A 24,555-nucleotide genomic window follows, 5' to 3' on the forward strand; every position below is an offset into this window, starting at 1 on the left:
CGTTCATGCCCGGCGGCTCGCCGTCTCCCCTGCTCCTTTTGCCGCGGAATCAGGCCTTCCCCTTCGTCCGGCGGCGCGTCAACACCCGCGCGCTGTTCGGCAGGGAAGGGGTTGCGGTGGAGCGTGTCCGTGATCAGGGTGACCCGGGAACGATTTTTCTCGACGGTCCACACAGGTCCTGGAATCGGAGAATGCGAAAATACTATGACTTCGAATCCGGGTTTCTGTGTCGTGTCTGGTCCGGATCACGCGGGGAAGTCATCAGCACTGCGTGAACTGATTTCCGGCGGACTTGCCATGCCGGTCGTCTCAGTGGACAAAGCGCACCTCGGCCCCGGTCACCGCCTGCTGACACGGCTGCACCGCGCCATCGTCACAGACGTAGGCACTGCCCTTGGCCAGGCGTACTCGCCGGACTTCCTGACCGCTCTCTCGCAGACCCTGGTGGTCTACATGCGAGACCGCATCCAGCGAATGGGCAACAGCCCCGTCCTGGTCGATTCCTACTACTACAAAACGCTGGCCAAATGCAGGATCGCCGGAGCTGGCGAGAACCCCATGTTCGACTGGTGGCGTTCCTTTCCTCAGCCGCGCCGCGTCATCTACCTCGACGTCGACCCGGCCACCGCCTGGCAACGCGCGCAGCGCGAAGGAACGGCGCATCACCTGGAGTGCTACGGCAACAACATCGGCCGGGACGGGTTCCAGACCTACCAGCGTGACCTGGGAAAGCTCATCCGGGAAGAGATCGCCCACCTGCCCGTCACCACCATCGGCGAACAGCGCAGCGCTGCCGATACGGCCAAAGCCATCCGAGAGGTTCTGGACGATGAATTCGCATGAGCAGTGGGCGGACCCGCACCGTCTGCAGCGCTACCGTGACCGGGTCCTGGCCGAGCGCCAGGCCCTGCGCACCGCGTGCCAGGACCCGGCGGGACACCGCGAGCGAGTCCTGGAGGACCTGCTCGCCTTCAACGCCGACACCGAGTTCGGCAAGCGGGCCCGGTTCGGTGACATCCGCGGCCTGGACGACTTCCGCAAGGCGGTCCCGATCCAGGACTACGCCGCCCATGCCCCCTACATCGAGCGGATGGCCGCGGGAGAGAGCCGGCTGCTGAGCGCCGACGACCCGGCCATCTACTTCACCAGCAGCGGCAGCACGGGCGCACACAAGAAGATCCCCGTCACCCCGCGCTTCATGAAGAGCGTCTTCATGCCGTTCTACTACGCCATGTGGGCTCCCATGCTGGAGCACTTCTGGGACGTGGTGGCGGACCCGCTGGCCGTGCTCAACCTCAAGCAGGACCCCCTGACCGCCCCCAGGACCACCGGCTCCGGACACCCCCACCTCGGTGCGAGCCAGGTCGACCTCGGCGAGCGGTTCGGCGAGCCGCTGTCCGCAGAGCCGGGCACCTCGGCCCCCTGGTCCGTACTGCCCGCCGCCATCGGCGAGGACGAGCACCTCGAACGCGTCTACGCCAGGCTCAGGCTCGCGGTCGAGCACAGCGGCGTGCGCGGCATCATCACCTTCAACCCCGCGATGGTGGCCGCTCTGCCCTACCAGCTGCGCCTGTGGTGGCCCCGCATCCTCAAGGACGTCCGCGACGGCACCGTGGCCGGACACCCGCACACCTCGCCCAACCCCTCCCGCGCCGCCGAACTGGAACGGCTGGCCGCCTACGCCGGTGGCCAGGTGCGACCAGCCCACATCTGGCCGCACCTGCGTGTCATCCTCACCTGGACCACCGGCGTCGCTTCCCTGTACCTGCCCCGACTGCGCGAGGAGTTCGGCGCGGGCGTGACCGTCCTGCCGGGCCCGGTCGCCCAGTCCGAAGGCCCGGTCGCCATCGCCCTCGACCGGCACCCCACCGCAGGAAGCCCGGTCCTGACAGCAGCCGTGCACGAGTTCGTACACGCCGAGGAGGACCTGCGCCCCGACACACCGACCCTGCTCACACACGAGCTGGAAGCGGGACGCGAATACCACGCCATCTTCAGCCACGTCGGCGGCCTGTACCGCTACGCAGGCGGAGACGTCGTACGGGTCGTCGACCACGCCCACGGAGTTGCGAGGATGGAGTACGCCGGGCGCAGCACGCTCAGCGACGCGGCCGGCGAACGCCTTCGCGAAGGACAGGTCGTCCGCGCGATCTCCACCGCACTGGCCAGCCTGGGCCTCGACGTACGCAACGCGACCTGCCGCGTCGACCCAACGAACAACCGGGCCTCCCGGTACACCTTCGCCGTCGAGCCGCGCACTGCCTGGAGCCAGGACGAGACCGACCGCTTCACCGCGCTCCTCGACCACGCGCTGGGCACCGAGTCGCCCGGCTACCGCACGGCACGCGCCGAGGGCAACCTGGAGACGCCCGTCGCCCTGTGTCTGCCCGCCGACTCCTTCCAGCGCGACTGGCACGAGACCGTGGGCAGCGGAATCCGCCCCACCCAGGTCAAGGACCGTCTCTTCCGCCAGGACCCGGCACTGTGGCACCGACTGACAGGGCAGGACCCCACGTCACAACCGCACGTCACAACCGCGGAGACCCAGACGCACACTTCACAGAAAGCACAGGCATGACCCAGACACAGCTCGACGCCGTCGAACGCACGGCCCTGCTCACCGCAGCACTGCGCGCGGCCGAGACCCGCCGACAGAACCGCCTCTACGAGGACCCGTACGCCGAACGCCTCGCCGGCGAACTCGGCCCCCAGCTCCTGGAAGAAGTCCTCCAGGTCACCTTCCCGCACGACAGCCCCAGGATCGTCCCCAGCACGCCCGACTACAACGCCATCCGCACCCGGTTCTTCGACGAGTTCCTGCAGCAGGCCGCCCAGGACCCGGCGATGACCCAGATCGTGCTCGCCCCCTGCGGCATGGACTCCCGCGCCTACCGGCTCCCCTGGCCCGACCACATCCGCTACTTCGAGGTGGACCGGCCGGTCGTCCTGGAGCACAAGGCGACCCGGCTCGCAGGCGAACAGCCCCGAGTCGACCACCGCACCGTCGCCGTGGACCTGGTCACCAACGACTGGGAGACCACGCTCCAGGAGGCCGGCTACGACCCCGCCCTCCCCTCGACCTGGCTCCTGGAGGGCCTGCTCTACTACATCCCGGAGGCCGACACGCGCCGGATGCTGGACCGGGTGGCGGCCATCATGGCGCCCGGCAGCCGGATCGGCGCCGACATCGTCAGCGCTACGGCTCTGGCCGTGCCCGACATGAGGCCCCTGCTCGACGTGTTCGAGGGATGGGGGTGCCCCTTCGTCTTCGGCAGCGACAACCCCGTAGGACTCTTCGCCGAACACGGCTTCACCACCCGGGCCGTCCAGCCCGGCACCGGCGAGACGGTGCGCTACGACCGCTGGGCCGATCCCGTGCCCGCCGCCGGGCAGACCGGGGTCCGCCGGTTCTTCTACGTCCACGGGGAACGTCTCTGACATGCCGACCGCCGTCATCGCGGGCGGCAGCCTCGCCGGGCTGGCCACCGCCCTCGCCCTGGGCAGGGCCGGATACCGCGTCCGCGTCCTGGAACGCTGCCCGGCCCCGCCGGAAGGCCCGCTCGTCCAGGCCGCCGAACGGTGGCACCGGCCCTCGGTGCCACAGGCCGGCCACTCGCACAACCTGACCGGCCTCGGCGTCAGGACCTTGCGGGAGCACGCTCCCCACGTGCTCGACGAGGTCCTGCGGGCGGGAGCCCAACTGCTCGACCTCACTGCCGCCATGCCCGCCGGTATCACCGACCGTTCCCGCCGCGAGGGCGATGAAGACTTAGTCGCCCTCGGCTGTCGCCGCACGACGCTGGAACTCGCGCTGTACAGAGCCGTACGGGACACACCGGGCGTCGGCATCCGGCACGAGACGACCGTCCGCGGCCTGCTGCTGGACCGGTTTCCACGAGTGACCGGCGTGGTGGTAGACGGAGGCGAACGGCTGGACGCCGATTTCGTCGTCGACGCCACCGGGCGCCGCGCCGCCTCGGCGTCCTGGCTGAGCGCGGCTGGCGTCCCCGTCCCCGAGGACCTCATCCACCCCTCCGACATCGCCGTGTACACCCGCTTCTACCGGCGCAAGAGCAGCGACCTGCCCGGCCCCCTCAACCGGGGCAACGCGGCCGGCGGCATCTGGGACCACTACGCCGCCTTCGTCCACCTTGGGGACGACGACACCCACTCTCTCGTCTTCACGGTCCTGCCCGGCGACCCCGCCGTACGCGCCCTGCGCGATACCGAGGTGTTCACCGCCGCGGCCCGCGCCACACCGTGGCTGGCACAGTGGGCCGACGCGGGCGAGCCGATCTCGACCGTCCGCGCCCTCACCTGCCCGCCCAACATCCTGCGCGGCACGGCCACCACCCCCCGCCCAGCCGTCGCAGGTCTCCACCAGGTCGGGGACGCGGCCTGCGTGACCGACCCGCTCTTCGGCCGCGGCATGTCCCTGGCCCTCGCCCACGCCTTCGCACTCGGCGAACTGCTGACCACCAGGCCCGCCAACGACCCGCTCCTGGGCCCGGACGCAGCCCGCAGCACGACCGCCCTCATGCGGCCCTGGTACGAGCACGCCGTACGGGCAGACACCGAGCGCTCGGCCCACTGGCACGCCGCCGTGACGAACCCGCCGACACCCGGCAGACCGGCCGGACTGCTCCTACCCGCACAAGCGACCGCCGCCCAACGGGACGCACACACCTGGCGTGACCTGATCCGCATGCTCATGACCCTCACCCCCTACGACACGGACCGGACAGGACACGTGTGGGAGAAGAGGGCCCACGCCCCTGGAGGACCCGCCGCGCCGGACCGACACGAGTTCACACGCCTCCTCACGGTGGCGGAAGGAACCTGACCCCGATGCCCACCACCGCCGCACCGCCCCTCACCGAAGCCGGAACAGCGGGTGCGATCCCACGCGGGGGACGCGTCCTGCTGGCCCCCGTCACGATCACCCCCACCAAACCGCTGACCCCCAGCCACCTGAAGTTCCTGCTGTGGACGGACGTGATGTTCCGCGCCACGGCACAGCTCACCGACTGCGCGTACCGCTACAGCCACACCACCTACCACCTCACCGAGCAGACCCTGGGCTTCTGGGCCTACCTGGACCGCACCCGGGGAGACTGCGACTACACGGACCTGACCGAGAAGCAGATCGGCGAACTGTACGTCGCCTACCGGAGCGATGACCGCCGCACCGACGCCGTAGAACTGCGGGCCTACGCGGACGCGGTCGAACACCAGGGCTGGGTCCATCCGGTCAGCGTGCGGGTTCTGCGCTCATGGACCGCGCACTTCGCCCGCATCGGACTGCACGATCCCGGACTCCTGGCCCACCAGCCCCCGGGGCTGAGCCTGGACGAGGCCCTCGAACAGCTCCGCGCCCTCGACGTCCTGCTCGACATGCGGGGCCACGGCGGCCCCGTCTACCTGGACCACACCCGCCACGGCCTGCCGCTGCGCCAGATCGTCGGCCGGGACGGACGGCCCAACTACCTCGCCTGCGCAATGCGTGAACTCCTGCCGATGGCCCTGGAACACGACGAGGTGGTCCTCCTCCACGACCCCGAGCTCGGCCCCGACTACCACCTCCTGGAACGCACCCTCACCGCCCTGGGCGCCAGGGCCCGCCGGTTCGCGATCGGACGGGTACCGATCGACGGAACGGTCCGCTCCGCCCGGCACGGCGGATGGCAGGGCTACGACGCCGGATCCCTACTAGACGCCGTCGGCGCGGACCACGCCCCGGACGTGGTCCGACTGGGCCTGCGCCTGTACTTCATCGCCGTACTCGGCCCCGGCGCGGACCAGTCCTTCCGCCACGACCTGCTGCGCCAGTGCATGCACCGAGCCGACCGGCTGCTGTCCGGCACCGGCCGCCCCGCGGAGGAAAGCCCGCCAGCCTTCCTGGCCCGTCACCACCGCGGCCACCTGTTCGTCCACCCCTACCGGCTGACCTCCGCACTGCTCGCCCGCCACCGCCCGCCGCCCCCGGCCGCGCTGCTGAGCGAGGTGTACCTGTGAGGATCACCCAGCACCACCTGCGAGCCTCTGCCGCCGACCGTGTACGCCAGGCCCGCCCCGACCTCGCGGAACACTATCCGCTGGACACACCCGCGGACTTGGCGGCTGTCAAGGAGGCCGTGCTGGCCGAACCCGATGGCTTCCTCGGCGTCGTGGTGCTCCGCCGGGCCGACCTCGCCTCCTGGGCGGAAGCCACTTGCGCGTTCGCCCTCTCGCTCGACCCGGACACCGCCAAACGCTGGCGCCGCTCCCTCACCCGCACCATCTACCTGGCCGGCGACCCGACACGTCTCCGGGACCGCTTCTCCTTCGCCCACCTCACCGAAGACCACGCGTGGACGAAACCGGCCCCGGCGGCGGACTCGGCCACCCTGCGCCGACTCCTGAAGACCTTCGAGGCCCCACGCGAACTCCCGGGACGCCCGCCCTTCACACTCACGATCCCGACAGCAACGGCCACGACCGACCATACGCCTACCCATCGCGAACTCCACCTCGCCACCAGCGGCGTCCCGCTCTCCCGTCTCCTCGTGCACCTGGGCCACCTCCTCACCGAGGCGGCCTTCGACGGCCTGCTCCAGGGAGGCGACCGGATCACCGTCCACCAGGCACCGCGCCTGCTCGCCACCGAGCACCCCTTCGCAGCCCTGCGCGTCGACACCGAGGACACCGGCCGACTACGTCTGTGGGCCGCACTCACCGAGCCGAATCCCGAAGACGGGCCGGAAAAACGGCCCGCCCTCCCACCCCTCCATGCAGGAAGGACAGCCGAACCATGCTGAAGCAGCACACGCACACCCCCACCGAAGTGGGCACCTTCTACAACCGCACCACCGACGTCTACGTCCAGGCCCTCGGCGGCAACATCCACCTCGGCTACTGGAACGACGCGGCAGACCACAGCTCCATCGAGACGGCCACCGACCGCCTCACCGACCTCGTCGCCGAACGCCTCGCCCCGGCAGAAGGCCACCACATCCTCGACATCGGCTGCGGTCACGGCAGCCCCGCCCTGCACATCGCCGCCCGCCACGCCGTGGACATCACCGGCATCAGCATCAGCGACTACCAGGTCGACACGGCGAACAGCCGACCCCAGGCCCCCAACGCGTCCGGGCGGGTCACCTTCCGCCTCGCCGACGCAATGAAGCTCCCCTTCGAGGACGAGAGCTTCGACGGCGCGTACGCCATCGAGTCCTTCATCCACATGAAGGACCGCAAGACCGCCATGGCCCACGTCGCCCGCGCACTGCGACCGGGCGCACGACTCGTCATGGCCGACATCTACCTGGAAGGCGAACTGGACGGAGCGGCGGCCGAAGTCATGGCGGAGACCTACGACTTCTTCAAACTGTCCCTGACCCCCGACTGCTACCAGGAGCTGGCCCGGGAAGCCGGACTGAAGATCGTCGACTTCACCGACATCAGCGAGAACGCCCGCCGCTCCTATGACGTCCTGGCCGCCACCTGGCGCGCCGCCGCCCAGGACCAGAACGAGGAGACCGCGGCCGAATGGAGGATGGCGGCCGACCTCACAGAACGCTTCGGCCAGATCCCCGAGGTTCGCTACGGCCTCCTTACCGCCGTCCGTCCCTGAGCTACCGTCCAAGACGCGGAACGCATGCGTGACGGCTAGGTCCTGAAACGCATTGAAACAAGCATTTCAGTTGCCCAGCCGTTGCCGCAGACATACCCAGCCGAGGAGACCGCCAGCCGCGAGCACCCCGATCACGGCGACAACGCCCGTCACGCCCACCGCATGCCGATCTTGGAGAGCTGCTCAATCCGCTCCGGTGTCAGCGTGGCGGCCCGGGTGCGCTGGTTGCCGACCCAGGCGCCGAGCTTGAGCGTCACCTCTCGCTGCTCCTGGCCCTCGCCCTCGCTGTCGCCGCCGAGGGCGACGGTCTCGACGTGCTTCCTGGGCACGGTCAGGTGTCCCTCGCGCTGGTAGGACTGGCGGGCCGGCGGCGTAGTACACCGCCCACTTCTCCGCCTGGCTCACCCGTGCCTTGGGCTTCTCCTCCTCGGTGGCGGGGGGTGATGCCGAGGACGTGTTCGCACATCCACTGCTGCACGCTCGTGAGCTTGTCGAACCCGAGCCGCTGGGCCCGCACCCACCGCCCCAGGTCCTCGCCCTGCCGTACGGTCTCCCCGGCCGCCACGGGCAGCGTCCCGCCGTCGTCCAGGTGCTGGCGGACGAGGTGGAAGGCCCTCTGCCACTCCACGGGCCAGCTCGGGCACCAGGACGGGTCGATCTCCTCCGGCTGCTCACACCGTGCCTCCGACAGCGCCCCGGCCCACGACTCCACCGGCAGCCGGAAGGTGAACGGGACACGCAGGTCCCCGTGAAGGTGCTGGTACAGCACGGCGGCCTCGATGCCGCGCCGCCAGTGCTTGTACTCGGGGTTGAGAACCCGTAGCCGGATGAACGCGGTGAGCGCGGTCGATTCGCGGGGCGCGGAGAACCTCAGCAGCGCCCTGGCCGGGGCGCTGACGCCCTTGGAGCCCTTTCTGCTCCCACGCGTGCCCGGGGCCCGTCCCCGCCCTTGTCCTCGACCTTGCTGGTGGGCTTGTAGCGGCTCGGCCTCTGCTGCGTCGGGCAGTGCCATCGACGGCCCAGGCCAAGGCGTGCGGTCCCTGACCCGCCCCTGACGCTCCGTGGCCCCGGAGCGCAGCGCACCCCGGGGCCATTTCCGGCTGTGGTCAAGTCGCCAGGTTCGACGGTATGGGAGGTCAGCCGTTCTTGCGGTTGCCCTGGTCGTCGCAGGGCAGGTCGACGGCGGTGTGGTGGGTGAGGAAGTCGCGGGCGTAGCAGACGGCGTCGGCCTGGATGGCGGCCTTCTGCGCCGCGGGCGCGTACTCGGCAGCTTCGACGAGCTGGTCGACGGCTTTCGCCTCGCCGCGCGAGGCGACCTCGGCCTTGCCGTAGGAGCCGTTGGCGGTGACCAGGACGAAGGCGAGCAGCAGCACGGTCAGGGTCAGCAGAGGGCCGACGAGGTCCTTGACGGCCATGCCGGTGTCGTCGTCCTCGCTCAGGAGACGAGGACGCAGGAAACGGTTGGCCGCCAGCCCGGCGAGCAGGGCCAGGACGGCGACAACGATGACAAGGATCACGAGCGCACACCTTCAACAATGAGGGAGGGACGTAAAACCGAGGACATGCCGTGATCCCTTCCTGGCCTCGGGGCTCCCGGAACAGCAGAAACGTTCGCTCACCTTCCTATGAGGGACCCACCTTGAGCCGGAGAGCGGCGAGGCTGTCACCGGTCTTGTCACCCTGGCGATCTCTTCGCCCCTCGGCGCAGCGGCCCGGTGACTTTCGCCCGTGCTCCTGCGACGGTGTCTTCGTCACGAACATCGCGTGGCGCTCTCCCGCAGGCCACACCCTTTCGGCCGGTGCCGGCAGCAGCCCGGCGTTACCGGTTGCGAGCCTGGGCCATTCAGCCCACGCCCGGGGGCGGGAAGGCACCAGACCGGGGACTTTCCCAACAGACCAGTTCACAACCGACAGGAAGCCCCGTGCCCCAGTTCTTCGATCCCGACGCCATCGTCCTGGAACCCACGAGCCCTGACCGCCTCACCGCCGAGGGATACCTTCCCCTGCCCGGTCTGATCACCACCGACGGTCTGATGCTGCTGCGCCGGGAAGCAGCAGCCTTGGAGGCGTTGGCACGGCGCCGTGACTTCGCAATGAAGTGCATGGACAACTCGCCCCGCCGCATGACCACACTCGGCGGGCAGACGATCGCCGAAGCATCCGACGTGATCCCGGCCCTCTACCGTGATCCCGACCTGATCAAGCTGCTGAGCCGGGCGTCGGGTGAGACGGTCACCGAGATCACCGACCCGGTCGAGCGGCACGTCCTGAACATCCTGCACCAGGCAGGCGACACCCACGGCGCACACACCGACGACCACCCCTACGCCCTGGTCCTCTTCCTCGAAACCCCCGACAACCCTGCCGACGGCGGCCTGCTCCACTTCCTCCCCCACGCGGGCTCCCTGCGGAACCTGAAGGCCGCAGACGGCACCCGCACGGCCCACCACCGTGCCGGCGACGCCTACCTCCTGCGCAGCGACACCACCGCCCACCGCGTCACCCCGCTCACCCGGCCGGGCCTACGCCGCACCGTCCTGAACTTCGCCTACACCACCCCCACCGCCCAACTGCACCGCACCGGTTCGGCCACCGAGCTGTACGCATGACCCCCGCTTCCTTCCCCAGACAGGAAAGCCGGGGGTGCGTCGCCCGAAAGGAGACAGCGGCCGTGTCACGGGTCTTCGGGTTGCCGCGCAGGGCATGCTTGGGCCGATCGTGCTGTATGCCCGCTTAGCAGGAGGAGACCGACATGGCGCACCAGGCCGATGGTGACGACATCGACACGGAAGCGGCCGAGGGTATGGATCCGCTGGATGCGGACAACGAGGAGCTTGCCATTCGGGTGATGCCGAAGGTGGAAGACCAGTTCACGTGCGTGAGCTGCTTTCGTGTTCGTCCTCGTAGCGAACTGGCAGCGGCGAGGAACGGGGACCCGGTCTGCACGGACTGCGCCTGAGAGGCAGCCCAGGGGTGGCCCTCGTCGCAATCCGGTGTACAGGTGCTGCTCTTTCATGGGGCCTGTGACAGGGCTGCCCGATCCGGTCGTGACGCGCTCCCGCGGCCGCCGTATGGACGGGTGTAAAGCAGTCCGGTGCACAGCACGGGTCCAAGGCCTGGCACGAGCACCAAAGATGCTGGCGGTCCTGCGGACTCAGCAGCCCTTCGGACAGCGGTTGCTGTGGGCAGCTGCCCGGGCGGCTGTTTTGGACGCTGTCAGGTGTTCATGGTGCACCGCCGACCGGCGGATCGGCCGGCGGTTTCTGCCTGGTCAGTCGATGCCGCGGAAGACGTGCAGCAGCTGGTCGATGGTGACGTTCGGGTCGCGGTAGGTGATCAGGTCGGGGCCCCGGGCGCTGTGGTGGCTGCTGAGGTGTGTCTCTTGGTCCCAGGTGTTGTTGGTGTTCATGGGGCCGTGCTCAACGACGTCAGAACATGGCGGCCGCCATGTCACCGCTGAATGGGTGGTGGAAGGTCGCCCTTTCAGCCTGGCGCGCGTCGGGTCGACGGACGCTCACCAGACCTGCTCAACCTCGCCCGCTGACCCCACCCGGGCACGCCCTGCACAGGGTCTCCGGCACCGGGGACAGGAGCACGCGACGACGAACGGCAGGGCGTCGACCGGTGGCGGAGTCACGACCACGGGGCCTGAGTGCAAGCAGCAATGTCAGTGGCGGCTGCTACGGTCCGGCGAACTGATGTCGTTGGAATGAGGCGGTATGACGTCCGATTCTGAACCCATGGCTGATCCTTCATCTTCGCCGTCCCGCTCGGGGACCGGACAGCGCATTGACATCACGGGAGGAGACCACTCTCCGGTCAACGTTTCGGCGCCCTTCTCTTACGCCGAGCAAGGAGGTACTGCCAGCACCAGCATCAATCCGACGGCGCAACCGGCCCCCGCCCCGCCGTGGTGGCACCGCTCAGCCGTCGTCTGGACGGCCGTCGGCTCGATTGCTGCTGTGGTCGCCGCGGCTGTCGCCATCCTCGAGATGACCTGAACCCTCCGACATGAGTTCCACGCGCACTCTTCCGACCAGGGGCCCTCGTGAACCAATCCCTCAGTAGGCTGGCGCGCCTTGAGCGCGACGTCCTGGACGACTCAGTCGCGCTCGCTTCGATCCTGCGCCAAGTTCTGATCATGGGCGCGCACGCCTCCTCCGCCTCTCTGCGCACATGGGCCCAACAGGAGCTGAAGGGATACAACGACGCTGCGGGAGAGGTGCCGGAATACCGGAAGGTCCCGGCGCAACTGAAGGCAGACGTGCTCGCGGGGAACGGCCACTTCAAGGGGCAGGAGATCAGCCCCCGGGACCTGCCCGAAACAGTGGAGGGCGTCGGGAACGAGATCACGATCACCTGGGGCGTCCACGAGATCCAGGTGACCGCAGGCTCCAGAGAAGGGGAGCACATCCGACTCGCGGGGGCGAACATGGCGCAGGTAGCCCGGCTAATGACCCATGACCAGCGTCAGCGGCAGGGCAATCCCACCTTGGCCGTCACGTCGGTGTACTGGTCCGTCAGTACGGCAACCCTAGAAGGCATCCTCGACCAGATACGCACACGACTCACTGAATTCGTCGCCGAACTGCGCTCTGCCCTGCCGAACGGGCAGGAAGAGCCGACGTCTGAGCAGGTCCAGCGTGCCTTCACCAGTATCCACATCACCGTCGGGGATAACTCTCCCGTGACCGTGAGCGCACCGGTCGCCTACGCGGAACAGGACGCCACCGCCACTGTCCCGGCCGGCGCCCCACTGGAACTCCCTCGGTAACAGGTCTTGGGGTCCTGTCCGTCCCCCACGCAAGAAGCAAGAAGTGAGTAGTCCGCATGCCCAAGCAACCGCCCCTGGACAAGTTCGAGCAGGATGTCTTGGACGAGTCGGTTCCCATCCAGCAACTCCTGCGGCTCGTGATCGTCCTGGGCGGCCGCGCGTTCTCCGAGCCCTTGCGCTCCTGGGCACGCAACGAACTGCAGGGCTACCCCAGCCCCGACGCGCCGCTGCCCACCTACCGGACGATCTCCGCACCCCTGCAGGCGGACTCCCACTCCCGATTCTGGCAGGGACGCAACGAGACCATCAGTGCTCTCGATCTCCCCGACATCGCCCACGACCTGATATCCGAGCAGCTGCCCGTCACGTTCAGTGTCGGCAAGATCCAGAACCTGATAGCGGGCCAGGACCCCCACACACCGCTCAAACTGGGCCTACCCGGCGGTGCAGAACTGGCCCGCCTGATGACCAGCGAGCGTTCCGGGCACGGGGTGGTGGTGGAGAGAATCTACTGGTCGGTTCACGCCTCGGCTCTCCACGACATCCTCGAACAGGTACGCAACCGGCTGCTGGAGTTCGTTGCCGAACTGCGTGCCACCATGGAACCGGGAGAGCAGGAGCCCACGGTGGGCCAGGTGCACCAAGCGGTGCAGACGATCAACATCACTGTCGGCGACTACTCGCCGGTCCACGTCATCGCCCCCCACCGCCACAGCGCACCGGTCAGCTTTCCCACCCGCTCGCGCCACCGTTGGTGGCCTCAACGCTGACCCGTAGTGCGCGGCACAGAACGCCCTTACCTCCTGCGTTTCGGCATTCATACCCTCGCTGACACGGACCTGGAGCTGGTGACTGCATGCTCAGCTACGGCGGGGACTCGCGCCATCCCGGTCGAGGTCGCCGTCGCGCCGACCAGCTGCCGAAAGACAGCGGCCCCCGGGCGCTCGCCGACGTCGTCCTGCGACGGAGCGGGTGCTGCTGACCTACGACCAGATCCACGCGTACGAGCTGCCTCTAACCGAGGGTAAGCGCGGCGGCCCGAGGTGGCCAGCCTGCCCGCCGCTACAGCCTCGACATCGAGCGCCCGGTGCAGTGGGAGGTGGAGGCGCTGGAGCCGGCCGAACTCCAGCGCCTGGTCCTCGCGCCGTCGACCTATACATCGACCGCGACGCCCTCGAGCATCAGACCACCCGCGAGGAACAGCAGCGCTGCGCGTTGTCCGAGTTCCTCGGTGGGGCACGGGCGGCGGAGGAACATCCGCCTGAGCCCTCAGGACGTCTCGAAGTCGGGTTCCCAGTAAAGGTCGGGCTTTTCGTCGTCGTTGAGTATCTGGCCCTTGATTCCAGCAAGGTCAAGTTCCCACTGCGTGAGTATGAGCCCGCACACGCGGCACCCGAAGTGCCGTGGGAGGAACCAGACCTCGCCGTACTCTCCGGATTTGTCGCGGCCGCTTGCGAAGCCGGTGTGTCCGCAAGCGGGGCATTGCGCGGGTGCGGACAGCGGCCACGGGGCGGCCGTCGGCAGCGCGGAGAGGCTGCTGACGAGTTCGGCGATCTCGGTTTCGGATAGGCGTCGGGTGGTCTCGGTGAAGCGCTCGCGGGCCTGGCGGAGTTTCGCGTGGTACCGGATCTCCATCTCGCTGGTGGCCTGGGCCACCAGCGCGGTGCAGGCTTCAAGGTGGGTGCCCCAGAAGCCGTCGGGTTCTGCCGACAGGGCCTTCAGGAGCGCGTTGATGTGCTCGATGCCCGCGGCCAGCAGGGCGCGGCACTCGGTGACGGGCTGGCCCCACCCCATGTGAGTGATGCCGTTGCGGGACTCCCGCAGTTCCTTGAGCTTGGCAGGCGCCTTGTGCTCGGGGCCGAGGAGCTGCGCTGCCCTGAGAATGGCCCCTTCACCGCCGATGGTCTTGAGGCCGGCACGGCCCTTCTTCGTCTTGTCCTCGTTGCCGCTCAGGACCAGGAGGTCGTCTACGCTCGGCTGCTTCTCCGACGCAAGGAGCACGGGGGCGATGGAGGCCAGGTACGCCTTCGACGCGTGCTCCACCGCGACCGCCATGTGGTGCACGGCGAAGTCCTGGTCGATGGGCTCCTCCAGGTACGCGTCGACAGCCGTACGCGCCCACTTCCGGGCCGATATCAACAGGTGCTCGTGAATCGATTCGTGTGACATGCCCATCAAGGTAGAGGGGCGGTGGCGGAGTGCACCGCGAGTTTGGCTGCTGGGCAAGGTGAGCGGACAGGTGGAATCGTGTCCGGGTGTCGCTCATCATCATGGGATGGGGGAACCGATGGACGTGGCGCGGTTGCGGGGGCTGATCGACGGCGTGCTCCTCACGCTGTACACGCGCTACACCGCGAAGGAACTGCCGGCGCTGTGCGAGCGCCTCGGCCTTCCCGCGCCCAGCGAGGGCAGCACCAAGCACGAGCGCCTGGTGGCCAGCCTCAATGCCTGCCTCGACGATCGTCTGTCGGACGTCGCCGACGCGGTTCTTGAACATGAGGAGCTGGGCCAGGCCGAACGGATGGCGCTGCAGGATGTTCTGTGGCTCGGCCGCCACCATGTGCAGATCCCAAGCCGGACCCGGCGCGAGCTGGCCAAAGACTTCGATCTGTCCGACCATCTTCGCTACCCGGACCGCTTCATGAGCCTGCTGGGCCGACTGTGGCACCTGGACAATGATCCACTTGGCGGGTGGATCACCCCAACAAACAGCCTGCGCAGCCAGATCGAGCGCCACGTGATCCGGTTCCCGGATGACTGGACGACTGAGTACTTCTTCGAGCAGCTCGGTGCCTTCGAAGCACCGCACCCCCGCTTTGGATACTTCATCGAGGGCCTGGCATCCTCGGCTGTCCTGCCCGACGAGCCGGCGCAGCGCCGCTTCGTCGAACTGGCCAACCGGCATCTGAACTCAGCGGGTGTCCATCTGAGCCAGCACGCAGAGGCAGGCGGATACCCCCAATTCCAGCTCGTCGAGCACGGACGCGGCACCGAACGCCGCCCGCGCAACCTCATCTTCGCCACCCTGGGGAAGCCCGACATCCGCTTCACCAGCGCCCTGGACAACGACATTGAGGTAGCCGAACGCGACGACAAGATGCTGGTCTACGACCACCCCGTCGGCAAAGAGGGACTGCTCTGGAAGCACCTGCTGTCCTGGTGGCAGGAAACCCGGAAAATCCCTGACCAGGAGCAGGCAGCCCGGGCCCTCTACAGCCGCATGGAGGCTTCCCTGCCTCCAAACTCCCCAGGACAGAAGAATCTGTTCTGGCACTACCACCACGCCAACCGGGACCGCTTGAACGACGTGCCCGCCCTCCTGCCGGAGATCTGGCTGCACTGGGATCCCAAGACCCTCCGCGAACGCGGCGCACAGGCCATGCAGAACCTGCGGATGGACTTCCTCATGCTGCTGCCGGGAAACCGGCGCGTGGTGCTGGAAGTCGATGGCATGCAGCACTACACCCGGAACGGCGGCACCGATCCCGACAGTGCGAAGTACGCCGTCACCATGGCCGGTGACCGCGCCCTGAAGTTTCGCGGCTACGAGGTGTTCCGGTTCGGCCACGACGAACTCCGCGACCGCGACCGTGCTCAGCCCCTGCTTGCCAACTTCTTCGCGACGCTCCTTGACCGCCCACCTGGCTCGCGTGTGCCGCAGTCAGCCGGAGGCTGATCTGAGCTTCACAGTTTTGGTCAAGGCGCCTCTCGGTCCTCCGGGTCGCACCTGTTCAACCGGGCCGTCACCGTCACCGTCACCTTCGGCCCGAGCCCGTCACTATGTGACGCCGCCGCTCACTCTGCTATGAACTCCAAACACTTCGCCGTGTGGAGTTCGTTCAGCGGCACCTGCTGACGCTTTCCCCCCCAAACGTACGCGTAGACGGCCACATCGGCGTGACGCACCACGGAAGCCAGCTTGTCCAGCACGCCCACGACCCGCTCGACCCCGAGATGGACTCGGTCCCCGACGTGGGCATGGTGGAGGGCATCGGTGTCAGCCTCGGCGTCGGTATCCCGGAACTTCTCAAGCGTCTCCTCGTCGCGAAGTTCACCGTTCTGGTGGGTCAGTAGGTGTCGCAGGTCCCTGGCCCACTCGATGTCGAGCGTCTCGACGGTGCTTCCGAGAACTGTGTGAGCGGTGACCAGGGTCTTCCAGCCTGGGGAGGTGAAGCCCTTCGGAGCCTTCAGACTAAGTCGATGGGTGCCCCGCCCGTCCTTAAAGGTTACGCTCCACCCCTTGACGACTTCTTGGGCTGCTTTTTCGAGGTACACCTCGAATGCCGTCACGCCGTTCTTCAAAACAGAGGCCTCCACCATCCACTGGTGGGAGAAGGGCCAGAGACCACCCACGGCGTCGTCGAAAATGTCGACGTGCTCGTCGCCATAGTGGATCTCCGGGTCGAACACATCGCTGAGAGCATCCTCAGCCTGTTTCCACTGACGTTCGTAGGCTTCGGCCGACCACTGGCTCGTCAGCTTGAGGAAAGCCCGGTTCTCCGCATCGACCTTGCGCCAGTCATCAAACGCTCGACTTACTGTCCCATGGGCTTCACTCCAGCTCATGGAGTGAGCGTAGGTGCAGCGGACTGACCGACCTACCGGATTTCTGGTACTGCCCCCGGGCCTCCCAGATGCCTGAGGCCGTTCAAGCGCAGGAAGTGGTCCGGGGGCTGCCCGGGGTGGCCTCGATGGCCGGCACGACGCCCGCCCACTCGATCCCCAGCGCGGCGAGGGCGGCGCGCTGCTCCGCCGTGAACTTCTCCCGCCTTGACTTGGTGTTCGAGACCCATACGCCGAGCTTCACGATCACCGGGTCCGTCTCGCCGGCGGCGGCGAGCTGCTCACTATGCCCCCGGGGTACGGGCCGGTGGGCGCCTTCCCGCTCTACCCACTGCGCCAGCGCTGCCAGGCCACGCTGGAACGCCTGCTGTGCCTTGCTCGGCCCCTTCGCCCCACGGTGGGCCGCGGGGCGGGGGGAGGGGGCCTGGTCGGGTTGTACGCCCAGCCTCGACAGCCGCTCGCGCTGCTCGGGCATCAGCTGTGCCCAGGTGCCCGGCTCTTGCTGCCTCCACCTCCAGGTACCGATGTCATCACCGTCGAAGGTGACGCCGGGGGCGATGTAGGGAAGGTGGCCGTCGGCGTCGACCAGGTCGGCGAGGACGCGGTAGTGGCGCTGCCAGTTCAGCGGCCACGGGCAGTTCCAGTCCGGGTCGATCTCCGCCAGCTGCGCCGCGCGTTCCGCCGCGCGCTTGGGGTCCTTGCCCAGACCGCCCTTCCGCCGGAGGTTGGCCATGTGCTGCCCGATGGGCACCATCGCCTCGCCCTCGCCCCACACCGCGTCCTGACGCGGCGCGAGGTGCCCGGTCGCCCGCCGGTACGAGCGCAGCGCGGCGAGCTTGTTCTCCCACGCCTCCTCGCCCGGCTCCCACACCATCCCGGCCTCCGGCAAGTCGAGCAGCGTCTTGCGCCGGTCCTCCAGCTCCCCGGCCCGCTGCGCCTTCCTCTGTTGATGCACCCATCGGCCAAGCGGAAACGACTTCGTCGCCCCGACCTCGACCTCGACGTCGTACGGAACGGCGTAGACGCCGGTGATCTTGTTCTCCTTCCGCCAGCGGATCAGGGCTTGGTAGCCCTCCAGCCACACCAGGGACTCCGGCCGGTAGACCCGGGTGCGCAGGAACGCCGCGATGGTCGCCGCGTCCCGGGGAGAGGAGAAGTGCAGCAGGGCCGACTCGGCAGCGGCATCGGTGTCCTCGTCGTGCTCCTGGTCCCCGCCGTCGCCCTCGCCGCCGGCCCCGACGATCCGCCCCTCCTCGTCCCGCCGCACGTGTACCTTGCGCTTGCCGCTCGTGAGCACCCGGGACGCGAGCTGCTCGACCAGACGTTCGTCATGCGAACGCAGGCCCTGGAGCACGGCCACGAGCGGCTTGAAGCTTGCGGAGGCAACCATGTCGGTCGGGTCCTCGTTCGGCTCCAGGAACACCGGCACGATGATCCTGGCCACCTTGGTGCTGCCGTCGCGGTTGAGCCGGAGCGCCCGGCCGATGTTCTGCACGATCTCCACCTGGGAGCCGCGGGTGTCGGCGAAGCAGATCGCCTCGACACCTCGCTCGCCGGTGATGTCGACGCCTTCCCCGAGCACGCGAACGGATGCGAGGAAGGCCCGGTGCACTCGGCGGCCGGCCGCGTCGATGCCATTGGCGAACTGCCGCAGGACCTCGCGCCGCTCGGCCACGAGGTGATCCCCGCACAGCCACGCCGACCACACCCGGTCCGGCGGGATGTGGCGGCCTGCCTCGAGCTCGTAGAACTCCGCGTCGATCGACGACTTCGGCAGCTTGTCGGCGGCGGCCAGGTCCTCGTCGGAGGCGTCGGTGACATACAGCGCGGCCGCCGTCTCGGGCAGCTTCTCCGCGAACGCCGCGGCTTCCTCGACCTTCTGGTGGAACGTCATGACGGTGCGCAGGTTCCAGGCGGCGGCGTGCTCCAAGAGCGCGGTCTGCAGCAGTGCCAGGCGTCGGCCGCGCCGGGCTTCCTCCGACTCCCCGAGGACGGGGGAGGGGTCGTGGATCTCCAGGACGTCGATCTCGAACCCGGCGAGGATCTCCCGCTCGATCGCCTCCGACAGACCGAGCTCCGCGAGCCACGCGCCATAGGTCCCGTTCGGGTCGTCGGCCATGGTCGCGAACTCCACCTCCTGGCCGTCCGCGCCCCTTCGCACCTGGGGTGCGGCGAGGATGCGCGGGGTCGCGGTCAGGTAGAGCCGGAAGTCGGCCGGGATCCGGGTGTTGTCGTGGATCGCCGCCCACGGCCGACCGAGATCGCCGGTGGTTCCGTGGGCCTCGTCCGTTTTACCGACTGAAATCGTGTGGGAAATGCTGCTGAGCTGGTGCTTCAGGTGTCGTACATGTTCGCGACGTCGGGCGCATCCTTGGGCAGTGGTCTTCGAGTGTGGTGCTGTCCGTGCACTGACAGTTATGAGGTCGGCGCTGGCGGCGCGGTGCTCGTCGCAGGCAGTGGTGGCGGTCTGACTGGGCGGCTGTCGGAAGTCGCTGTGGTGGTCTTGGTGAGGGTGGACTAAGTTGGGATGACAGTGTGGCTGTCATCACGGGGAGTAGCGTGGACGATGTTGAGCGGGATTTCAATGCCGAGATTGGTCGGCGGGTACGCGCGGCGAGGGCGCGAGCGAAGTTGACGCAGGAGCTGCTGGCCCGGAAGTCAGGGCTGACCCGCGGGTCGATCACGAACATCGAGTCCGGTGCGCAAGCTCCCCCGCCGTACCGGCTGGTGCGTCTTGCGTCGGCGCTCGGGGTGAAGCCGGCCGACCTGCTGCCCGGGCTGCAGGAGACCAGCCAGGTAAACGGGCTGCCGGACTATCTGGCGGATGCGGTGGCGTCTGTGGCGTCGGAAGCCTTTGAACGGAGGGTGCGCGATGGCCAGGTCTGACGCGGCGGCCAAGATGCTGTTGACGCAGTTCGGCATCGATGAGGCGCCTATCGACCCGGTGGTGATTGCGGAAAAGCTGGGCGTGCTTGTCGTGCCGCAGGACATGTCGGACGACGTCTCGGGCATGTTGCTGCGCCGGGGGGACGAGCAGGTCATTGGTGTGAATCAGAAGCACCACGAGAACCGGCAGCGTTTCACGGTGGCTCATGAACTTGGGCACCTGCGGCTGCATCGCGGCCGGCCTCTGATCCTGGACACCGATACCCGTGTGAACTTCCGTGACACGGTCTCAAGCATGGCCACGGATCGTGAGGAGATGGAGGCCAACCGCTTCGCGGCGGCTTTGCTGGCTCCCGAGCCCATGGTGCGTCGCGCCGCACGCGAGGCCGAGTTCCGTACGGCCCAGCAACTAGCGCTCATTATGGCCAGGCGCTTCGAGATGAGCGAGGTGGCTATGAACTACCGGCTGATCAACCTCGGCATCATCGCGGATTCCACGACGTAACGCTTTCCATACTGAAAGGCCGCCCCCGCGTCCCGGGTGGCCTTTCTTGTATAAAAGTACGACAGCGAAACTGTCGCTCAAAAAATGTTGCCGAGAGAGTACTGAGCGTGCTGTCCTGGATGCGTCGACAGGGGCCGAGGTGGCCTCTGAGAACAGGAGGTACGTCATGGCGGGCAAGTCCGGTAAGGCGAGTGGGTCTGGCGGGAAGCGTGGCCGGAGTGCGGTCACGGGGCGGTTCGTGAAGCAGTCGACGGTGCGTCGGAGTCCGTCGACGACGGTGAACGAGCGCGTGTCGCGCGGCTCGAAGAAGAGCAAGTAGGCGGGCTTCGAGCTCGCCTTTCGTATGTCCCGGCCTGCTGCGGTGGGCCGGGGGAAGGGGAGGTGGTCGTCATGACGACGACAGACATCCAGCAGGAGAAGCCCGGCGGCAAGACGGTGACGGTCATGGTGGACGGTGAGCCGGTGAAGGCGCCCAAGCGCACGACGCCGAACGCGGTCCTGGCCCTGGCCGGTATCGACGCGGGCACGCACTACCTGGTCCGGATCACCGGCCGGCACCAGCACTCGTTCGCCGGCCGCGGTCAGGAGGAGATCAACGTGCACGAGCGGGAGACGTTCGTGTCGGTCTCCACCGGCCCGACCCCGACCGCATGACCGCGGTCATGCCGGAGGCGGGGCCCGCGGGGATGCTCGCGGGCCTGCGCCGCGCCGGCTACACAGTGGAGCAGACCGGCAACTACGCCGTCTTCGACTACCTCGTCGAGGTCGGCCCCCAGGCCGGGACCACGGTACGTATCGGCCTGGATCTGGTGCCCGACTGGCCGCTGTCGGCCCCGCACGGCCCGCACATCACCCCCCGCCTGGGACACCCCCACGGTGCGGTACACAACTCTCCGCTCGGCCCGGAGTAGGAACACTGGAGCCGCCCACCCGCCGACTGGGCGCAGGACCGCACCGTCCGCGGTTACCTGAGGCACCTGCGCACCCTGTTTGCACAGCTGGAGAACGGACGCTCCGCATGATCAGCCGCTTCTCGGTCGCGATGACCAGCGAGGTCGCCCAGCACCTCACCGGCCACCTGCGCCGTGCGGACGGGCAGGAGGACTGCTGCTTCGTGCTGTGGCGGCCGAGCACCGGTGCCAGCCGTACCACCGCCCTGCTCGTTGAGGTGGTCCTGCCGCAGGACGGTGAGCGGATCGTGCACGGCACGGTGGACTTCACCAGCGCCTACTTCCTGCGCGCCGCCGCTCTCGCAGCCGAGCATGGTTGTGGACTCGGCTTCATCCATGCCCACCCCAAGGGCCGGGGCTGGCAGCGCCTGAACGGCATCGACTACGCGGCCGAGGCATCCTTCGCCGCGCAGACCCAGGTGATCACTGGCCGTCCGCTGGTCGGTCTGACTTTCGCGGGCACGGACGCCGGTTTCGGCGCTCGCATCTGGCAGCAGCAGGCTCCCCGCCGCTACGCCCCCACCGAGGCGGAAAGCGTCCGCGTGGCTGGCGGCCGTCTGACGGTCACCTTCAACAACCGCCTCCTCCCCCCACCGCCGGTCACGAACCGGCAGCTGCGCACCGTCTCCGCCTGGGGGCAGACAGCCCAGGAGAACCTGGCCCGTCTGCACATCGGTGTCGTCGGATGCGGCTCAGTCGGCATGCTCGTCGTCGAAGCCCTGGCCCGCACCGGTATCCAGCGCCTGAGCCTGTTCGACTTCGACACCGTCGAAGAGCACAACCTCGACCGTCTCCTGCACTCCACCACCCGTGACGTGCGCCTGCACCGGACCAAGGCCCACCTCGCCGCCCGAACCGCCCGCCGCGCGGCCACCGCCACGAACTTCCGCGCGACGCCGTACGAGCTGAGCGTGGTCGAACCTGCCGGGTTCGCCGCCGCAGCCGACTGTGACGTGATCTTCTCCTGCGTCGACAGGCCCTGGCCACGCGCCGTCCTCAACCTCCTCGCCTACGCCCATCTCATCCCCGTCGTCGACGGCGGCATCGCGGTCGACGCCCGCGGCGGACGCCTACGCGGAGCCGAATGGCGCGCCCATATCGCCGCCCCCGGCCGCGCCTGCATGGAATGCCTGGGCCAGTACGACCCCGCCCACGTCCAAGCCGAACGCGACGGTTCCCTCGACGACCCCGCCTACATCACCGGCCTGCCCGCCGACCACCCGCTGCGCCGCAAGGAGAACGTCTTCGTCTTCTCCACCAGCGCCGCAGCAGCACAGCTGAACCAGTTCGTCACCATGACAACCGCGCCGGGCGGGATCGCCGATACCGGCGCCCACCTGTACCACTTGACCACCGGCGCCCTTGAGCGTCGCGAGGACGGCTGCGAGGCGGGCTGCCCCTATGACGGCATGCTGCGAGGGCTCGGTGATGACGCTCCCGTCACCGTCGCGGGACGGCATCTGGCCGCTGAGCAAGCCCGCGCTGCACGTGCTCTTGCCGTACGCCGCTGGCCGCTTCGAACTCGGTGCGCCGTCGATGATCTCCTGTTCCGTTTCTGATGATCCGGTGGGATACGGGATGCGAGGCGGCCAGAGGTGTTCGCTCGGCCAGTCCGGCTCGCGTAGCCGTGTGCCCGTGCGCAACCTGATTACGTTCCGCCGGGCTTCAAGTGTTCCTGCGGGAGCCTTCGGTGGGCGTGAGACGTAGCCCGGTCAAGGCCTCTGGCTTGGCAGTGACCGGAACCCCTGGTCTCAGCCGATAATCGTCGTGCATCGGAGAGTCTGGAGGGGTTGTGGGGCGGGATGGACGGCTTTGCTAGTGGCTGTGGTCGGTGTGGTTGGCACCTTGGGTGCCTCGTTGTTGACGCAGAGCCGTGCGGACCGCACCAAGCGGATGGAGATGGAGGCAGCTGCGGACCAGCGGCGTGAGGAACGTGATCACGCAGAGGCTCTCCTCGAGGCGGAGCGGGCCCGGAACCGGGCTGAGGAATCCATCGCATTGCGCAGGGCGTGCTATATCACGCTCAACACGGCAGCCCGCCAGTACCTGACGGCGCAGGTCCACTTCATGCACGCGCTGCGTAACGGAACAGGGATTGAGGCCGCGCTTGAAGAGCTTGAGGCCCGCCGTACGACACTTCGGGAAAGCTACGCCGAGGCGCAGATGATCATCCCCCTGCAGGTAATGGCAGATGCTGGCGTAGCCAGTAGGCGTCTGAACGCTGGCTACGGACGGTTGAAGCAGATCGTCGCGAGCACTCCTTACAACCAGGAAGATCTGAACGCCTTCGAAGCCGGCGTCGAACAGTCGTGGGCGCTTCTGTCCGAGATGCGGCAGCAGATGCGGTTCGACCTCGGAGTGGACACAGACCCTGCGTCTGGCACCGACCTTTGACGACCACACCGGCGCATCACGTGCGGACCATGGAAGAAGCGACTGCTGATGGGGCTCTACAAGCGCATGATCGAGAAGCAGGACGACCAGGGCTGGTGCTTCACCGATCAATACGTGTGCACCGGCTGTGTGAATGACGACGTTCTCGAAGCGGTGCTGAGCGCTGCCGAGAACCATGAGAACGCCTGTAACTTTTGCGGACAGTCTCCGGCCGCTGAGCTCGACATCCTGCTGGAGACGTTCGTCGCAGCCATCCACACCGAGTACCGCTCCGCTGACGACGAGGGTGTTTCCTGGGACGGCAGAGAAGGCGGCTACCAGTGGACCATCCTGGATACGTGGGAGGTGGTCGAGGACTGCGGCGGCTCAGATGCCCTCGTGGGTGAAGGCCTTTTGGAGGCCGTATGCGATGCCATCATCGACCAGCCGTGGGTACCTGTCGACTTCATCGCCCCTCGTCGTGATGAGGCTCTTCGCGATGGGTGGACCCGTTTTTGTGAGCAGGTGCAGTACCGAACCCGCTACGTTTTCTGGTTGCGGGAGATGGAGGAGGAGGGGCTGGGAGCCGGCGAGGTATCGGCTGGCCGCATCCTTGACCACGTGGGCGATCTCATCGACAGACTTGGTCTCGTCAAGGAACTTCCCGCCGGCACTCGCCTGTGGCGTGCGCTGACCCACGACGAGCCGCAGGTCGACTGGAACGCGCGGCGCCTGGGCACAGCACCACGTGAACACGCGCGGCAGGCCAACCGTATGAGCCCGGCAGGTATCCCCATGTGGGAGTTCTCGCGTTCTTGTCCGGTGTGGTTCTCGTTTCGCTGTCCAGATGGGTGGGTGCGGTTTGTGGGCTGATTGGCGTTGTCTTGCGGGT

At 68.0% G+C, this 24,555-nt stretch carries 25 protein-coding genes and 1 pseudogene; 19 read left to right on the forward strand and 7 right to left on the reverse strand.

All coding sequences use genetic code 11. The features are described from left to right. Positions 1–204: 204 nt before the first annotated feature. Genes ACFY7E_RS27075 through ACFY7E_RS27105 form a run of 7 tightly spaced genes read left to right on the forward strand, consistent with a single transcriptional unit; the run spans position 205 to position 7,612 of the window. A complete protein-coding gene (locus tag ACFY7E_RS27075; RefSeq protein WP_389489198.1) occupies positions 205–843 on the forward strand; it encodes a hypothetical protein in 639 nt (212 codons plus the stop codon). Then, entirely contained in the window at positions 830–2,578 is a 1,749-nt protein-coding gene (locus ACFY7E_RS27080) for a GH3 auxin-responsive promoter family protein (RefSeq protein ID WP_389489200.1), read from the forward strand. Before ACFY7E_RS27075 ends, ACFY7E_RS27080 begins: the two co-directional genes overlap by 14 nt. Next, positions 2,575–3,438 carry a class I SAM-dependent methyltransferase gene (locus tag ACFY7E_RS27085; RefSeq protein WP_389489202.1) on the forward strand — a complete coding sequence of 288 codons (864 nt, stop codon included), beginning with the start codon at positions 2,575–2,577 and terminating at the stop codon, positions 3,436–3,438. The genes ACFY7E_RS27080 and ACFY7E_RS27085 overlap by 4 nt, the downstream gene beginning before the upstream one ends. Before the next feature lies 1 nt (position 3,439). Continuing rightward, the gene (locus ACFY7E_RS27090; protein WP_389489205.1) at positions 3,440–4,843 is read left to right on the forward strand and encodes an NAD(P)/FAD-dependent oxidoreductase; all 1,404 of its coding nucleotides are present in this window, start codon (positions 3,440–3,442) and stop codon (positions 4,841–4,843) included. Between the two features lie 5 nt (positions 4,844–4,848). Then, entirely contained in the window at positions 4,849–6,015 is a 1,167-nt protein-coding gene (locus ACFY7E_RS27095; protein WP_389489207.1) for a hypothetical protein, read from the forward strand. Next, the gene (locus ACFY7E_RS27100; RefSeq protein WP_389489209.1) at positions 6,012–6,797 is read left to right on the forward strand and encodes a DUF6182 family protein; all 786 of its coding nucleotides are present in this window, start codon (positions 6,012–6,014) and stop codon (positions 6,795–6,797) included. The genes ACFY7E_RS27095 and ACFY7E_RS27100 overlap by 4 nt, the downstream gene beginning before the upstream one ends. Beyond that, positions 6,791–7,612, forward strand: a complete 822-nt coding sequence (locus ACFY7E_RS27105; protein WP_389489211.1) for an SAM-dependent methyltransferase — start codon at positions 6,791–6,793, stop codon at positions 7,610–7,612. Before ACFY7E_RS27100 ends, ACFY7E_RS27105 begins: the two co-directional genes overlap by 7 nt. Before the next feature lie 149 nt (positions 7,613–7,761). Here the strand turns inward: ACFY7E_RS27105 and ACFY7E_RS27110 are convergent, their stop codons facing one another. The 3 genes from ACFY7E_RS27110 to ACFY7E_RS27120 all read right to left on the reverse strand — a co-directional run bounded on the left by ACFY7E_RS27110 (position 7,762) and on the right by ACFY7E_RS27120 (position 9,129). Further along, complete coding sequence (locus ACFY7E_RS27110; protein ID WP_389489214.1) at positions 7,762–7,941, reverse strand: helicase associated domain-containing protein; 180 nt, start codon at positions 7,939–7,941, stop codon at positions 7,762–7,764. A 2-nt stretch (positions 7,942–7,943) separates the two neighbouring features. Next, complete coding sequence (locus tag ACFY7E_RS27115) at positions 7,944–8,624, reverse strand: hypothetical protein (RefSeq protein WP_389489216.1); 681 nt, start codon at positions 8,622–8,624, stop codon at positions 7,944–7,946. A gap of 124 nt (positions 8,625–8,748) precedes the next feature. After that, on the reverse strand, positions 8,749–9,129 hold the full coding sequence (locus tag ACFY7E_RS27120; RefSeq protein ID WP_389489218.1) for a hypothetical protein: 381 nt from the start codon (positions 9,127–9,129) through the stop codon (positions 8,749–8,751). Between the two features lie 405 nt (positions 9,130–9,534). Here ACFY7E_RS27120 and ACFY7E_RS27125 point away from each other — a divergent pair, with 405 nt between their 5' ends. Both ACFY7E_RS27125 and ACFY7E_RS27130 read left to right on the forward strand, forming a co-directional pair. After that, a complete protein-coding gene (locus ACFY7E_RS27125; protein WP_389489220.1) occupies positions 9,535–10,221 on the forward strand; it encodes a hypothetical protein in 687 nt (228 codons plus the stop codon). A 143-nt stretch (positions 10,222–10,364) separates the two neighbouring features. Further along, the gene (locus ACFY7E_RS27130) at positions 10,365–10,571 is read left to right on the forward strand and encodes a DUF4193 family protein (RefSeq protein ID WP_389489222.1); all 207 of its coding nucleotides are present in this window, start codon (positions 10,365–10,367) and stop codon (positions 10,569–10,571) included. Between the two features lie 312 nt (positions 10,572–10,883). Here ACFY7E_RS27130 and ACFY7E_RS27135 read toward each other — a convergent pair whose 3' ends face one another. Further along, positions 10,884–11,021 carry a hypothetical protein gene (locus ACFY7E_RS27135; protein WP_389489225.1) on the reverse strand — a complete coding sequence of 46 codons (138 nt, stop codon included), beginning with the start codon at positions 11,019–11,021 and terminating at the stop codon, positions 10,884–10,886. Positions 11,022–11,660: 639 nt separating this feature from the next. Here ACFY7E_RS27135 and ACFY7E_RS27140 point away from each other — a divergent pair. Both ACFY7E_RS27140 and ACFY7E_RS27145 read left to right on the forward strand, forming a co-directional pair. After that, entirely contained in the window at positions 11,661–12,386 is a 726-nt protein-coding gene (locus ACFY7E_RS27140; RefSeq protein WP_389489227.1) for a hypothetical protein, read from the forward strand. A 56-nt stretch (positions 12,387–12,442) separates the two neighbouring features. Further along, entirely contained in the window at positions 12,443–13,156 is a 714-nt protein-coding gene (locus ACFY7E_RS27145; RefSeq protein ID WP_389489230.1) for a hypothetical protein, read from the forward strand. 499 nt (positions 13,157–13,655) lie between these two features. Here the strand turns inward: ACFY7E_RS27145 and ACFY7E_RS27150 are convergent, their stop codons facing one another. Then, positions 13,656–14,555, reverse strand: a complete 900-nt coding sequence (locus ACFY7E_RS27150; RefSeq protein WP_389489232.1) for a hypothetical protein — start codon at positions 14,553–14,555, stop codon at positions 13,656–13,658. Positions 14,556–14,661: 106 nt separating this feature from the next. On the opposite strand from ACFY7E_RS27150, the gene ACFY7E_RS27155 reads away from it, so the two are divergent. Then, a complete protein-coding gene (locus ACFY7E_RS27155) occupies positions 14,662–16,062 on the forward strand; it encodes a hypothetical protein (protein WP_389489234.1) in 1,401 nt (466 codons plus the stop codon). Between the two features lie 119 nt (positions 16,063–16,181). Here ACFY7E_RS27155 and ACFY7E_RS27160 read toward each other — a convergent pair whose 3' ends face one another. Together ACFY7E_RS27160 and ACFY7E_RS27165 are read right to left on the reverse strand one after the other, a co-directional pair. After that, positions 16,182–16,952: a hypothetical protein gene (locus ACFY7E_RS27160; RefSeq protein ID WP_389489236.1), complete on the reverse strand. Its 771-nt coding sequence runs from the start codon at positions 16,950–16,952 to the stop codon at positions 16,182–16,184. A gap of 142 nt (positions 16,953–17,094) precedes the next feature. Next, a pseudogene (locus ACFY7E_RS27165) lies at positions 17,095–19,236 on the reverse strand (Helicase associated domain protein); the annotation flags it as partial. Positions 19,237–19,508: 272 nt separating this feature from the next. Here ACFY7E_RS27165 and ACFY7E_RS27170 point away from each other — a divergent pair. The 7 genes from ACFY7E_RS27170 (at position 19,509) to ACFY7E_RS27200 (ending at position 24,536) form a co-directional block, all read left to right on the forward strand. Further along, the gene (locus ACFY7E_RS27170) at positions 19,509–19,835 is read left to right on the forward strand and encodes a helix-turn-helix domain-containing protein (RefSeq protein ID WP_389489238.1); all 327 of its coding nucleotides are present in this window, start codon (positions 19,509–19,511) and stop codon (positions 19,833–19,835) included. Beyond that, positions 19,822–20,340, forward strand: coding sequence for an ImmA/IrrE family metallo-endopeptidase (locus ACFY7E_RS27175; RefSeq protein WP_389489241.1), 519 nt, complete (start codon positions 19,822–19,824; stop codon positions 20,338–20,340). Before ACFY7E_RS27170 ends, ACFY7E_RS27175 begins: the two co-directional genes overlap by 14 nt. 390 nt (positions 20,341–20,730) lie before the next feature. Further along, complete coding sequence (locus ACFY7E_RS27180; RefSeq protein WP_389489243.1) at positions 20,731–20,994, forward strand: hypothetical protein; 264 nt, start codon at positions 20,731–20,733, stop codon at positions 20,992–20,994. After that, entirely contained in the window at positions 20,991–21,251 is a 261-nt protein-coding gene (locus tag ACFY7E_RS27185) for a hypothetical protein (RefSeq protein ID WP_389489245.1), read from the forward strand. Before ACFY7E_RS27180 ends, ACFY7E_RS27185 begins: the two co-directional genes overlap by 4 nt. Positions 21,252–21,358: 107 nt before the next feature. Next, positions 21,359–22,849 (forward strand): HesA/MoeB/ThiF family protein, encoded by a 1,491-nt coding sequence (locus ACFY7E_RS27190; protein ID WP_389489247.1) that lies wholly within the window; start codon positions 21,359–21,361, stop codon positions 22,847–22,849. 265 nt (positions 22,850–23,114) lie between these two features. Next, entirely contained in the window at positions 23,115–23,684 is a 570-nt protein-coding gene (locus ACFY7E_RS27195; RefSeq protein ID WP_389489249.1) for a hypothetical protein, read from the forward strand. Between the two features lie 48 nt (positions 23,685–23,732). Further along, the gene (locus ACFY7E_RS27200) at positions 23,733–24,536 is read left to right on the forward strand and encodes a HEPN-associated N-terminal domain-containing protein (protein WP_389489252.1); all 804 of its coding nucleotides are present in this window, start codon (positions 23,733–23,735) and stop codon (positions 24,534–24,536) included. Positions 24,537–24,555: the final 19 nt, after the last annotated feature.

This window comes from Streptomyces sp. NPDC012825, assembly GCF_042900925.1.
Lineage (GTDB): Bacteria > Actinomycetota > Actinomycetes > Streptomycetales > Streptomycetaceae > Streptomyces.